The 12,728-nt window shown below is 64.3% G+C and carries 10 protein-coding genes; 2 read left to right on the top strand and 8 right to left on the bottom strand.

The window, feature by feature from the left end:
* Positions 1–30: 30 nt before the first annotated feature.
* The gene (locus tag CIMIT_RS04680; protein ID WP_141757804.1) at positions 31–930 is read right to left on the bottom strand and encodes a hypothetical protein; all 900 of its coding nucleotides are present in this window, start codon (positions 928–930) and stop codon (positions 31–33) included.
* A 269-nt stretch (positions 931–1,199) separates the two neighbouring features.
* Positions 1,200–1,577: a hypothetical protein gene (locus tag CIMIT_RS04675; RefSeq protein ID WP_038589851.1), complete on the bottom strand. Its 378-nt coding sequence runs from the start codon at positions 1,575–1,577 to the stop codon at positions 1,200–1,202.
* 205 nt (positions 1,578–1,782) lie between these two features.
* Between CIMIT_RS04675 and CIMIT_RS12100 the strand changes: the two genes are divergently transcribed.
* Positions 1,783–2,283 (top strand): hypothetical protein, encoded by a 501-nt coding sequence (locus tag CIMIT_RS12100; RefSeq protein ID WP_141757805.1) that lies wholly within the window; start codon positions 1,783–1,785, stop codon positions 2,281–2,283.
* Between the two features lie 54 nt (positions 2,284–2,337).
* Here CIMIT_RS12100 and CIMIT_RS04665 read toward each other — a convergent pair whose 3' ends face one another.
* The 6 genes from CIMIT_RS04665 to CIMIT_RS04640 all read right to left on the bottom strand — a co-directional run bounded on the left by CIMIT_RS04665 (position 2,338) and on the right by CIMIT_RS04640 (position 11,006).
* The gene (locus tag CIMIT_RS04665) at positions 2,338–2,556 is read right to left on the bottom strand and encodes a PspC domain-containing protein (RefSeq protein WP_038589848.1); all 219 of its coding nucleotides are present in this window, start codon (positions 2,554–2,556) and stop codon (positions 2,338–2,340) included.
* Between the two features lie 111 nt (positions 2,557–2,667).
* A complete protein-coding gene (locus tag CIMIT_RS04660) occupies positions 2,668–3,168 on the bottom strand; it encodes a MarR family winged helix-turn-helix transcriptional regulator (RefSeq protein WP_038589845.1) in 501 nt (166 codons plus the stop codon).
* Positions 3,169–3,227: 59 nt separating this feature from the next.
* Positions 3,228–5,888 carry an AAA family ATPase gene (locus tag CIMIT_RS04655; protein WP_038589842.1) on the bottom strand — a complete coding sequence of 887 codons (2,661 nt, stop codon included), beginning with the start codon at positions 5,886–5,888 and terminating at the stop codon, positions 3,228–3,230.
* A 3-nt stretch (positions 5,889–5,891) separates the two neighbouring features.
* Positions 5,892–7,043, bottom strand: coding sequence for a metallophosphoesterase family protein (locus tag CIMIT_RS04650; RefSeq protein WP_038594088.1), 1,152 nt, complete (start codon positions 7,041–7,043; stop codon positions 5,892–5,894).
* Positions 7,044–7,101: 58 nt separating this feature from the next.
* Positions 7,102–7,917 carry an SWIM zinc finger family protein gene (locus tag CIMIT_RS04645; protein ID WP_038589839.1) on the bottom strand — a complete coding sequence of 272 codons (816 nt, stop codon included), beginning with the start codon at positions 7,915–7,917 and terminating at the stop codon, positions 7,102–7,104.
* The gene (locus CIMIT_RS04640) at positions 7,917–11,006 is read right to left on the bottom strand and encodes a DEAD/DEAH box helicase (RefSeq protein WP_038589836.1); all 3,090 of its coding nucleotides are present in this window, start codon (positions 11,004–11,006) and stop codon (positions 7,917–7,919) included. Before CIMIT_RS04640 ends, CIMIT_RS04645 begins: the two co-directional genes overlap by 1 nt.
* 125 nt (positions 11,007–11,131) lie before the next feature.
* On the opposite strand from CIMIT_RS04640, the gene putP reads away from it, so the two are divergent.
* Positions 11,132–12,694 carry a sodium/proline symporter PutP gene (gene putP, locus CIMIT_RS04635; RefSeq protein ID WP_038589834.1) on the top strand — a complete coding sequence of 521 codons (1,563 nt, stop codon included), beginning with the start codon at positions 11,132–11,134 and terminating at the stop codon, positions 12,692–12,694.
* Positions 12,695–12,728 lie beyond the last annotated feature (34 nt).

Below are 12,728 nucleotides of genomic sequence, written 5' to 3'. Positions count from 1 at the left end.
AAACCGGAGCCTCGCAGGAGGACGTTGCCTCTATCCATCAAACGGAAACACCGACATCGGGATCACATACGCCCCTCTCGAAGCCCCACGGTGCGCAAGTTCGCTGAGCTTTGCAAGACGTTTCCCTTCCGCATCAACGCGGGGATCTGCAAACGAAAAGGAATGCACGCGTAGGCTTTCCGCACCGTCCCTCGGCTGAGTGACCACATGTGCTTGCTCACCGTCGATGGTGACAGACACGGCCCGTCGATCCGCGCCAATGAGCGGCTCAGATTCCCTGGCAACCTGGCTCACCAGGTCTACTTCCGTCACGGTGCCGCGGTGAGAAACAAACGACACGTTGCCTTGCCTGTAGCGAGAAGAGCTGTTGAGTCCCGGTGCGGGCAGTGTTTTCAGCTTCCCCTCGTGCTGCAAAGCTGGCTCCGTGCTAGCGCCATCGACAGAAAATACATCTGCGCCGCCGGAGCCATCGGGGAACGCAATGTAGGAGGGCTCTTCTCCGCATCCGAGGGCGGAGAAGAATTCCGATGCGACGACGCCGGACGGGTCGCCGTCGATAAGTGCTTCGGACAGCAGCCCACTTTCGCCCATCCGCACAAGTGTGAGTCCACTGCCGTCATCTTCATCGCGTTCTATCCAGACTGCGGTCTTGTCATCGCACGCCCTCAGCGCAACTGGCCGCAGATCACGCGTGACCACGCTTGTCGCGTCTTTGGTGGCAAGGACGATACGGCTCGCGTACGCGCTCGAGTTCCCGCTTTCGTTGAAAACGAAAACTGCTGTTTCAGCGTTTGCCGATCCAGCTGACGTTGACTGAGTCGGCAGTCCCAGATTCGCAATCGGCCTCACGTGGAGTTTCTTGAACTGCGAATCAAAAACAACCAGCTGGTCCCTATCCGGAGCCACAAAGTCTTCGCCGAGTCTTTGCATCGATGGGTTGTACACCGGTGCAAGCTCCGCGAGGGATCCTGCCTCATCCGCGCTCGCTACGAACACATAGTTGTGGTTGTCTGCGGAGGGAGCGGCGGAGACAGCACGAGCGATCCCAGCCCACTGCCACGAAGCGGAATCAGGCGTGGGCGCAGCGCTCTCGTCCGTGCACGAAGCAGCCCCAAACGCACATGCCGCCAGGATACCTGCCCCGAGGGCGCTCCTGAGTTGTCTTGCTAACATTGCCGATCTTTAGGATCTGCCGCGGTTTAGGCGCCGTGGAGCGCCGCTTCGATCAGCCACGTGAGGTCGAAGCGGTAGTGCTCCTCGCCCCCATCCAGGTAGGTTTCCGCCATGTAGATGAGGAACTCGACCCACCTCGCCTGGTTCGCATCCGCCACCCAGGTGGCAAGGCTCATAGAAGCGGGAAGGAAGATCGTCCACGTCTGGTCTGGGTTATCGCTCACGCTGACTTCTGCAGGCAGCTGCGTCCAGTCGTGATCCTTGAGCTGCTGCTCGATTGCTGCTTGCAGCGCATCAGCGTCGTATCCGCCCTGGCGCACCTCATCGTGATTCCAGGAGAGCTTTACGATGTCGAGCTCCCCGCGCGTATTACGGTTCGTGCGCTCTGCTTCTTCGTTGGCCAATGTGGTCTCCTTCTCTTAGCAGACTAAGCAGTACGCTACGGGCCAAGTGTATACACGCCCAACACATACAACTACCGGCTCGCAGGTACGCTACGCTCAGACTATGCGAATCCTCCCGGCCCTCTCGCTTGTTGCAATCCCCTGCCTTATCTTGAGCGGATGCAGCGGTGATACAGAATCCCAAGAACAACCCGCAACCATCACGGTGACGCAAACGACGGTCCAGTCCAATTCACCAGATGCCACGGACCAGCCGGCGCCGTCCGAGCAGCAGACGGAGCCGCAGGAGGAAACACAGGAAGAAGCACCTGCCTCCCCTGCCCCAAATGCTGGTTACACCATCAACCCGGGCCAGATCGGCGGGGACTGCGGCACAACGGCAGACGGGATGACGCTAAGCGCCGCGGACGCAACCTCATGTGAGTTTGCCGGCGCGATGTACGAGGCGGGTATAAACGCCGAGTACCGATGGAGGCAGCTCAGCCCAGACAGAAATGGTGCCTACGGCGCTGAGCTCACTGTCGCCAGCCCCATCACCAAGGAGACTTACGAGATTTCCTGTGCGATCGGAAGCGATCAACGCTACCTGGGCTGTGGCGTATACGACGACAACTCAGTCCACGTCTCCGTTGGTCCTGTCACCGACTACGGCGGCTGGACCTCTCGTCTCAACATCGTCGAGTACCAGCCCCAACCCCCGCAATAAACGTCAAAAGGGCCAGCCACATCCACGTGGCTGGCCCTGTCTGTGTAGTGCCCGCTAGAACTCCGCCGGCATGATGGCCCAGGCCGCGAGGTAGGCCAGGAACATCGGGAAAATGCCAAACAGGAGCAGGAAAACTGCGATCACACGCACGATCACCGGGTCGATGTTGAAGTACTGGGCGAATCCGCCGCAGACGCCGCCGATCACCTTGTCGGTCGTGGAGCGGGTCAGGCGCTTCGGAGCGTTGTTCGGGTTGTAGTTCTGGTAGGTCATCTCGGTTACTCCCCTTCTTTGTGTGCCGCTGTTGTGTACGGTTCCCATTAAACGGAAAAACGCCAGCGGCGACAACGGGGTTTGCCCGGACATCTACCCTGATTTTTACCCCTAAGGGCTCATTGGCTGCGCGCCGCGGTAATCCGCGTGCCCCGGCACATTGGTCACGCCCAAGACGCTCGTGAAAAACGCGCGCAGTGGCGCAGCGGTCTCCGGGTCCATGTGATCGAAGACAAGCCGACGCACGCTTTCTACGTGCTCCGGGGCCGCAGCCTCGAGCCTGCGCATCCCCTCGTCGGTCAGGCACACGAGCACGCCGCGGGCATCCCCGGGGCTCTTCGCCTTGGTCACCAGCCCGCGCTTTTCCATCCGGGTGACCTGGTGGGAAGTCCGCGAGCGGTCCCAGTCCAAGACCGCGCAGAGGTCACGCAGGCGCAGCGAGTGATTCTCGGCCTCGGACAGGCTCACCAGCACCGAGAACTCCGAGGAAGACAGGTCAGATTCCGCCTGCAGCGTGTCGTCGATTACACGCGAGATCTTTCTCGACGCCGCGAGCATGAGCCGCCAGAGTTCCTGCTCATCATCGTTGAGCCAGCGAGGATCAAGTGTCATGCGACTTACCTTAGTGGATGTGTCACGGTGCCTGAAATGAATGCCTTAGGTAAAACCTCTCACTGCTCGTCTGCATGCTTCAGCTCATCAATATGCACCGTCTTTGCCGCGGCGACGCGGTCGAAGCGCTGCGGGAAGCACGTCAGCACGAGCACCTGCGCGTTCTTGCCCGCCTGGGTAAACAGCGTATTCATCAGCGCAAGTCGCTCTGGATCGGTGGCTCCGAGCGCGTCGTCCACCACCACGGGCACCGGGGCGGTCTCGCCGGTTTCGGTGACTAGGTCCGCGATGGCGAAGCGTGTGAGTAGGGCGAGCTGTTCTTTCGCGCCGCCGGAGAGGGACTGGAGGGGCACGGTGACGTCGCCAAGCGAGCGATCCGTAATCTGCAGCCCTTCGCCGAAGTTGAAATCGACGTCCTTGCCGTAGATCACGCGGGCGCGCTTGCGGATGGCCGCGTTGAAGGGCGCGGTGTACTTCGCTCGCGCTTCCTCGCGGCAGGCATAGAGCGTGGTGCGCAGCAGCTTGATCGCCTCGGCGCGGCGGGTGGCCTTGTCAAGCTCGGTCTCCGCCTTTTCCAGGCGTGCCTCGGCCTTGTCGGCCTGCTCGGCGGCACCGGTGGCTTGCTCGATGCGGCCACGCAGCTCGGTAATGCGGATGGTCGCCTCGTTCTTGCGTTGCTGCATGTTCGCCACGCGCGCCTGCTCTGCCTCGAGCAATGTGTGGGCAAGCTCCACGTCGGCCTCGTCAGCAGCGGCGGCGAGCGTGTCCGCCTCCTGCGTCGCTGTTTCAAGCGCGGCTTCCGCCTCCTTGTGCGCGGCCTCGAGCGCCTCGCGCGGCTGCGCGTCTTCCGCAGCGGCGAACTCCTTGTCCGCGCCTGCTGCCTCGGTGGCCTTGGCCTCCACCCGCGCCTCCAGCACCGCGAGTGCCTTTGCTGCTTTGAGCTCTGCGTAAGGTTTCAGAGCCGCCTCCGCCTGCTCCGCCTCGCGCTCGGCCGCGCCGAGTGCGGTGTGGGCGTCCCTGACCGCGTTTTCGGCGTCCGCCTCGTCGATGCTCTCAGCCTTGTCATCCACGCCCAGCGCCTCGGCGAGCTCTGCAATGCTCGCGGCCAGGCGCTCGTGCTCCGAAGCGAGCTCCTCGCGGTCGGCACCGGCGAGTACGTCCTCGCGTCGGCGGCGCGCGGCCTCTACTTCGGCGGCCTGCGCCTTGTGCGCATCGCGCAGGTCACGCAGCTCTTCGACGCTCTCGCAGCCGGCGGCCTCGAGCAGCTCGGCGAGCGCCGCTTCCGCCTCGCGGACCGCCTCGCGCGGGTCCTGGGCACCTTGGGCGGCGCGGTAGGTCAGCTGAAAGCCTTCGATGTCGATGCGGGTGCCGTCGAAGACGTTGATTTCCGCCGACTCCGTGGCTTGGACTTCTACCGTCTCGCCGTCGACGGTGACCGTGCCGTCCTTACCGCTAAGCTCCACCTTGGACGAGGCCGCGTCGCGTAACTTGCGCTGCAGCGCGACCTCGTTTTCTGCGGTCTCAGCCGCGCGCACGTCGGCGTCCGTGATCTCTTTTGCAGGTGTGGCATCGAGCGCTTCGCGGTAGGCCTTCTCAGCCTCCTTGACGCGCTTCAGGTGCGCCTCCACCGTCGCATGCCGCTGCGTGGCGCGCGCGAAATCGCGGCGCTGCTCGGCCTTTTTCACTTCAGCGCGGGCCGCAGCCACGGCTTCTTTTGCCTTGGTGAGCCCCTCCCGCAGCTGCGTGACCTGCGTCTCCTCGTCTTCCGCGGCTTCACGCGCGGGCTCCAGCGATGTGCGTAGGTCTGCTTCCTCCTTGCGCAGTACCGCGACGCGCTCGGCCAACGCGGTGCGTGCTTCCAAATCCTGGGTCGCGCGTTTGCGCTCGTGCGCGGCTTGCTCGCGCTTCGCGTTCGCCTGCCCGAGCTTTTCCGCCAGTTCTTCTGCCGCCTTGGCCTCCTGCACGCGCTTTGCCAACGCCTCCTCGGCCCCGGGCAGCTCGGTGTCGACCTGGGTGATCTCTTCCTCGCGGCGGGCGACCTCGTCGACATAGCGGCTTAAGCTCTCCACCTCTGCCACGCGCGCCTCATACTCCTCGCGGGCCTGCTCCACATCTGTCGCAAGCTTTTTAAAGGCCGCCTTCGGCTTGGGATTTGCAGCGTTGGTCCAGTACTTGGCGTACTCGGCGTCCACCTCCTGCATGAGCTGGGTGTCTTCCGCCCCAGACTCGCCGGCACCCTCGCCCGCGTCGAGCGCGGTGGCGATTGTGGGCACACCGGCGGCTTGCACGGCCGGGTCGAGCTCGCCCTGGCGGAGGAACAGCGTCTCCATCAGCGTGCGGTCGAGGTGCTCGTCGAGGATACGGGCGAGCTCGTCGTCGGCGTTGCGGCCGGTGAAGTTCTCCCGGCGCGGCGCGCGCACGGTCAGCTCTGCCTGGGGCGATTTCAGCCAGCGCTTGCGCACCGTGAACTCCACCTCGCCCACGGCCGCGGAAAGTTCGACCTCGGGGCCGACGTCCTTGTTGGCTGGGGCGTACTTGGCAATCTTCTTGCCCTTGGCGGAGTGGCGCTCGTTGAGCACCAGGTCAATGCCCTCCAGGATGGTGGACTTGCCCGCCTCGTTGGGGCCGTGGACGATGATCACGCCAGTCTCGGGGAGTTCCTTGAGTTCCAGGTGCTCGATGGCGCGGAAGTTTGTAATCGTCAGGGAGTGGATGCGCATGGGTTAGTTCGCCTCCTGGGAGAGTCGGAACAGCAGGTTGACCGCGTCGCGGGCGGTGGCGTCGCCCTCGGTGGCCTGGCCGATGAGTTCGTGCATGGCCTGGTTGGCAAAACCGGTCAGCGGGAGGTTGTCCAGCTCTTCCTGGCTGGGTTCGAGGTGGAGGTCCATGAGCCGCTCGCGCGGGTAGAGTGCGGCGAAGACCGGCTCGAGTTCGCCCAGTTCTCGCTCCAAGGTGCGCGTGGCTTCGAGCCCGAGCGTGCCGGTGAGCGTGTACTTAATCACGGTGCGGTCCTTGTCCGGGTACTCCCGCAGCTGGGCAATCACAGCGTCGACATCGTCTGCGTCGGCCACCTCCCAAAACAGTGCATCGAAGGTCCAGGTGCCGGTGCGGACCTTGTCCACCTGCACCTGAGCGCGCCCGTCTTGCTTGTCTATCTCCACGACTAGGGCGTTGCCGGAGTCTGCTTCGCCGCCGATCTCCGGGCCGGTGTGCTCTGCGTAATCGGTTGTCTCCGGGGCCCCGGAAAACCAGACCTTCCCGCTCGCACCCAGAGACGCGGTCGAGTGCGAGTCCCCAAGCGCGACGTAGTCAACCACTCCCCGCTCTACTGCGTCTTCCAGCACGTCGAGCTGGATCAGCGCCTCAGCATCTTCCTTGCCAAAGCCCTGTACCTGGCCGTGGCCGACTAAAATGCGCACCTTGTCGGTGGGCTCGAGCCCCCGCACTACGCGCGCACAGAGGTCCTCGGAGGGGTGCTTGGTTAATAGGGGCGCGCCGACGACTTCTACTCCTGCGGCGGCCTCGACCGGCGACTCGTCGACAAGCACTGTGACATTGGGTATGTCCTCCGTGTGGCGGAAGATGGAATCGGCCACGAGCGGGTCGTGGTTGCCCGGGAGTAAGTAGACGGGCACAGGTAAGCGGCGCAGCGCCTCGAGCGCGCGGCCGAGCGTGCGCTTCTCTAGGGCGTTGTGCTCAAACACATCGCCGGCGATGACGATAAAGGCGGCACCCCGCTCGACTGCGAGCGTGCCGAGCGCGTCGATAGAGCGCTCGCGCGCCTCGTCGAAACGCGACTGCGCCTCCGGGCTTAAGAACTTTCGCGTCATCCCGATCTGCAGATCGGAGCTATGGATAAATGTTGTTTTTGTCATGTCCTTTACATCTACCAGGGACGCCGGACACACGCCCGCCATTTGTCAAACTTATGTGCTAATCCTCGCGGGTGAGGTCCTCGTAGAGCTCCTCAATGTCGGCCACCGCGCGCATCTGGTCGATGTTGGTAAAAGAGATGGACTGCATCGCGGTCTGCAGCAGGTCCATGTCGGAGTCCTCGATCATCGGCGCGATCTTCGGGTTCGGCAGTTCGGGCAGCTCGTGGCCGGTCCAGAAGAACTCGGAGCCCGGGATCGTACTCTCGTGCGCAATCGAGGCGGCCTCCTCGCGCACGATCTGCTCCAAGCCCGCGACGGTTATGTCCCGGAGGCTGAAGACCAGCGAGGGCGTGGCATCCAGCTGCTGCGCGGCCCGGTCCGCCACCGCCACGATGTGCTTGCACACTCGCGCGCTGTCCGGGCAGGTGCAGGAAGTATAGACCTCTTCCGGCGCGCTAAAGAGCAGCACGTCGAGCACGTCGTCGTTGATATCGCCCTTGAGCGCTTTATCAACCGCACCGGCCTCGCGCGCAAGCGTGCCGAGCGCCTCGCGGACCTCCGCTGCGGAGCGAAACGGCAGCAGGATCGACGCCTCGAAGGGGTAGTTCTGGCTGCCCACCACCGAGGCCGTAATCCGTGCCCGGTCAAAGTGCAGGTCATGCACGTGTCCGCCGGCAGCGTACTCCCGCCCGCGGGTGGCACGCCCGAGGTCGGTCTGCCGCACCGCCGCGTTGATCATCCGCATTGCGGGCTGGTTCATCGCACGCGCGGACATCACCCGCTCGCCGGTCTCGGCCGCCGAAGACACGCGCTTGCGCTGCCCAAAGTTGGCGTAGATGACATTGCCCTCCTGGGGGCGCTTCTTTTTTGTCATTACTCTTGCCTCCCTCGGTAGCTGATCAGGCGCGACAGATCCTCGGTGTCCAGCTCAGTAATCCAACCCTCGCCCTCGCCGACGACGGTGCCGGCCAGCTGCATCTTGCCGTCGAGAATGTCCTGGATGGACTCCTCCATCGTGCCCTTGGTAATCATCTTGTACACGGTCACGTCCTTGCGCTGCCCGATGCGGAAGGCGCGGTCAGTGGCCTGGTTTTCCACCGCCGGGTTCCACCAGCGATCCATGTGCACCACCACCGACGCCGCCGTGAGGTTCAGCCCGGTACCGCCCGCCTTTAAGCTCAAAAGCATCGCGCGCGGCCCATCCTCGCGCTGGAAACGTTCCACCATCGCGTCGCGCGCCGACTTGCCCACCCCGCCGTGCAGAAACGGAATCTCCTCGCCGAGCTGCTCGGAAAGGTAGGGCTGCAAAAGGTCACCAAAGGCCTTGTACTGGGTAAAGATCAGGACCCGCTCGCCTTGCTCCACAGCCTTAAAGAGCAGTTCCATGAGCTTGGCCACCTTGCCGGAGCGCTGCTTGCCTTGGACTGTGACCGGCGAGCCGTCGCCAAGAAAGTGCGCGGGGTGGTTGCACACCTGCTTGATGCGCGTGATCGTGGCCAGCACGAGCCCGCGCCGCGCCATCCCCTCGCGCCGCTCGAGTTCCTGCTTCGTGCTGCCCACCAGCGCGGTATACAGTGCTGCCTGCTCGTCGGTCATGTCGACGGCGATGACGTGCTCGCGCTTTTCCGGCAGGTCATCAATAATCGCGGCATCCGTCTTCACCCGCCGCAGAATAAACGGCGCGGTCAGCCGCTGCAGCCGCTGCCCCATCTCCGCCGCCAGCTCCTCGTCGCGCTGCGACTCAATCGCCTTGGCGAAGTGATTGCGGAAAAACGCCTGCGAGCCCAGCATGCCTGGGTTCACCCAATCAAGCAGGCTGCGCAGCTCAGCCAGCTTATTTTCAATCGGGGTGCCGGTCAGCGCAATGCGGTGTCGTGCGGGTATTGCTCGCACGCTTTTCGACGCCTGCGTCCCCGAATTCTTAATCGCCTGCGCCTCATCACACACCACATGGTCCCACTGCACCAAGGCCAGCTCGCGCGCATCGCGGCCCACCACGCCGTAGGAAGTAATCACCAGGTCGGCCTGCGAGAGCTTGTCCACCAGCTCCATGCCTTTCGCGCGCCCGCTGCCGTGGTGGACCACCACGTCCAACTCCGGCACAAAGCGGTCGGCCTCGCGCGCCCAGTTGCCCACCACCGAGGTCGGCGCGACCACCAGGGTCGGCCCCTGGACCCGCCCCGCCTCGTGCTCGACGGCGAGCAGGGCAAGGAGTTGGAGGGTTTTGCCCAACCCCATGTCGTCGGCAAGCACGGCCCCTAAGTTGTTGCGCGACATGAAGTCGAGCCAATCCACCCCGCGGCGCTGATACTCGCGCAAGTGCGCGTGCACCGTGTCGGGGATCTCCACACGCTCCGGGGCCGGGCGGTCCTGGCCGCCGAGCAGCGAGGTAAACCAGGTCGAGCCCGTAAACTCGATCGGCTCCTCCGTCAGCGACTCGAGCGCGAGCTGGCGCAGCTCCGCTGCAGAAACCACGCCCTCGCCCTCGTCCTTGAGCAGCTCCTCGTAGCGCTGCTGGGCCTGGGTGGCCGCCGCGCGCAGCTCGGCCGCATCGTCGGAGCCCGCGGCCTCCGCAAGCTCGGCAAGCTTTTCCGCCCGCTCGACCGCCGCCTTAGCCTCTTCGAGCGCGCTGCGCTGGAGCTTCTTCATGTACTGGCGGGTGCGCGACAAGTCCTTGCCGTTGGCGAGCACCCACTCCCCGCGCAGCTTGATCAGACCGGTTTTGGAGTTGATCAGCTCCTTCATCTCCGCATCCGTCAGCTCGGTATCGCCCACCGAGATCCGCCAGTCGTACTCCACCAGCTGGTCAAAGCCGATGCGGGTGACCGTGGAGGAATCGTAGGGGTTCTCCGGCTTGCTCACCTTGAGCTTCGCCGAGGTTACCGCGCGCGACCACGCCTTGGGCAGCATGACGGTAAACCCTTCGCGCTGCAGCTTCGCCGCTTCCGTTTCCACGAAGCGCACGATCTCCTCGGTGGACAGGTAGCAGTCCCAGTCGCCGCTGCGCATGTCGCGCGCTCCTCCGTGGCGGCGGTAATCCACCAGCTCGCTGACATCGATGGCGCGCTGCAACGTATCACGCAAGGTCTGCGCGGTCTGCGCGTCGTAATCCGACTGGCGCACCGGCCGCGGCGCATCCGTGCCCGCGCGCACCTGCACGCGCACCGGCCACGTAAGTTCGCCGGTCGCTTCGGCGGACTCGGCCGACTCCGCGTCCTCCGGCTCGTCATCAGGTGCCTCGACCAGAAACACCAGCTGCAGGTTCACCGCGGTGATCGAGCCGCTCCAGTCGTTGATCTTGCTCACCAGCGACGCGCCACCCCGGCGCAGCGGCGTACCGAAGACCAGCGAAGCCACAAAGTCGTGCCACGGGTACGGCCGCACCCGCGACGGCACCTCCATCGCGTGCAGCCGCTGGGTGGCGACCCAGTGCGTGAGCGTCTGCGCCAGATCCTCACTGATATTCGGGTCATTGAGCACAATCACCCCCGGCGCCGCAGCCACCATCTGCGCCAGCCATCCGCGCTCCTTCACACCGGTACCCAGCTTGAACTGCGCGTAGAAGTGGGCATCCCGCTTCGGCACGTGAATGGTCACGCGCCCGGCGCGCACGAACTGCTCAAGCCCCCGATAGGCGTGGATGAGCCACTTGAGATCGGGTGCGAGGGTGGCGCGCTGGTCATCGTCGAGAAGCGAAAGCTTTTCTAGAGCCGCGACGGTGCGCGTCGGCGAGAACGTGGCCGTGGGCGCGCGCAGCGTGACTTGCTTGCCCTTCGGTGTCTGCAGCGTGATCGGCGCGCGACCGCGGAAGTGATTGCCCGCCAAAAGCTCCGTGACCAGCCGCGGAAAGGTGCCATCAGGCACATCCGCGAAGGTGAGCACCCTGTGACCGGAGACCTGCTCAACCCAGATGTTGAGCCCGGACTCCGGCAACCAAAGTCCGTGGAGCAGGTATTGAGGCATACCCACCCTTATACCACCTCGAAATTTCTTCGCATCCGATTGGATCCCGCCCACATGTATCCGGTAGCCCTGTTACACTACGGTTCCTGTAATGCAATTCACACTATTACCCCAAGGAGATGCAGATGTCTGACAGCTTCTGGCTTGTCGTCGCCATCGTGCTCTACTTCGGCGTCATGGTCGCAATCGGATTCTACTCCTGGCTCCAGACGCAGAAGTACGACGACTACGTGCTCGGCGACCGCGGCCTCCACCCCTTCGTCGCCGGACTCTCCGCCGGCGCCTCCGACATGTCCGGCTGGCTGCTCATGGGCCTGCCCGGCGCGCTGTTCGTGTCCGGCATGAGCGAGCTGTGGATCGCCATCGGCCTGCTCATCGGTTCCTGGTGCAACTGGAAGTGGGTCGCCCCGCGCCTGCGCGCCTACACCGAAGTCTCCAACGACTCGATCACGCTGCCCAGCTTCTTTGAGAACCGGACCCGCGACTCCTCGCGCGTGCTGCGCGTCGTCGCCTCGCTGATCATCATCTTCTTCTTCACCTTCTACGTCTCCTCCGGCATGGTCTCCGGCGGCCGCTACTACGAGTCCACCTTCGGCGGCGAGTACCTCGTCGGCATGCTGATCGTCGGCTCTATTACGGTGCTCTACACCTTCATCGGCGGCTTCCTGGCCGTCTCTTACACGGATGTGGTGCAGGGCGTGCTGATGTTCCTCGCCCTGATCACCGTCCCCATCATGGCGCTGATCGCCGTGGACAACCCGGGCGAGCTCTTCTCCTATGCCACCGACCACTCCTACGGCCCGTGGCCGGAGGGCAACCCGACCTTCTTCAACATGGTCGCTGGCGTGTCCGCCGCCACCATCATCGGCAACATCGCCTGGGGCCTGGGCTACTTCGGCCAGCCCCACATTGTCACCCGTTTCATGGCGCTGCGCTCGCCCTCCGAGGCCACCGCCGCGCGCCGCTCCGGCATCATCTGGGTCACCTTCTGCTTCCTCGGCGCGATCTTCACCGCGCTGGTCGGCACCCTGTTCTTCTCCCAGACCACGCACTCCGTGACCGACCAGGAAGGCTTCGAGACGATCTTCCTGGACCTGGCGCGCATCCTGTTCCACCCGCTCATCGCCGGCCTGGTGCTCACCGCCGTGCTAGCAGCAATCATGTCCACCATGTCCTCGCAGCTGCTGGTCACCTCGTCCGCGCTGGTGGAAGACCTCTTCCGCATCTTCCGCAAGGAAGCCAGCCAGACCACCCTGCTGGTCGCCTCCCGCACCATGGTCGTACTCGTCGCATTGGTCGCCATGCTCATGGCGTTTAACCCCTCCGACACCATCCTCGGCCTGGTGGGCTTCGCCTGGGCCGGCTTCGGTGCCGCCTTCGGCCCCGTCATCGTCGCCGCCCTGTACTGGCGCAGGCTCACCGCGCCGGGCGCAATCGCCGGCATGATCGTCGGTGCCGTCACCGTGTTCGTGTGGGGCTCGGTCGACGCACTCTCCGGCATGATTTACGAGATCGTCCCGGGCGTCCTCTTCGCCACCATCGCCATGGTGCTCGTCTCCCTGGCCACCAAGCCCAAGCCGGGCGTGGACGAGGAGTTCGACACCGCGGTCGCCGTCACCAACTACGCCTTCGCTCACCCCGAGGCGAACTTCCACGAGTCGCTCGAAGCCGTCGAGCGCAAACACTAAGGGAACCGCGGCACGTGCGCATGCGTCTAACGAT

The organism is Corynebacterium imitans (assembly GCF_000739455.1).
In the GTDB taxonomy this organism is placed as follows: Bacteria; Actinomycetota; Actinomycetes; order Mycobacteriales; family Mycobacteriaceae; genus Corynebacterium; species Corynebacterium imitans.
This window is presented reverse-complemented; position numbering and strand designations above follow the sequence as displayed.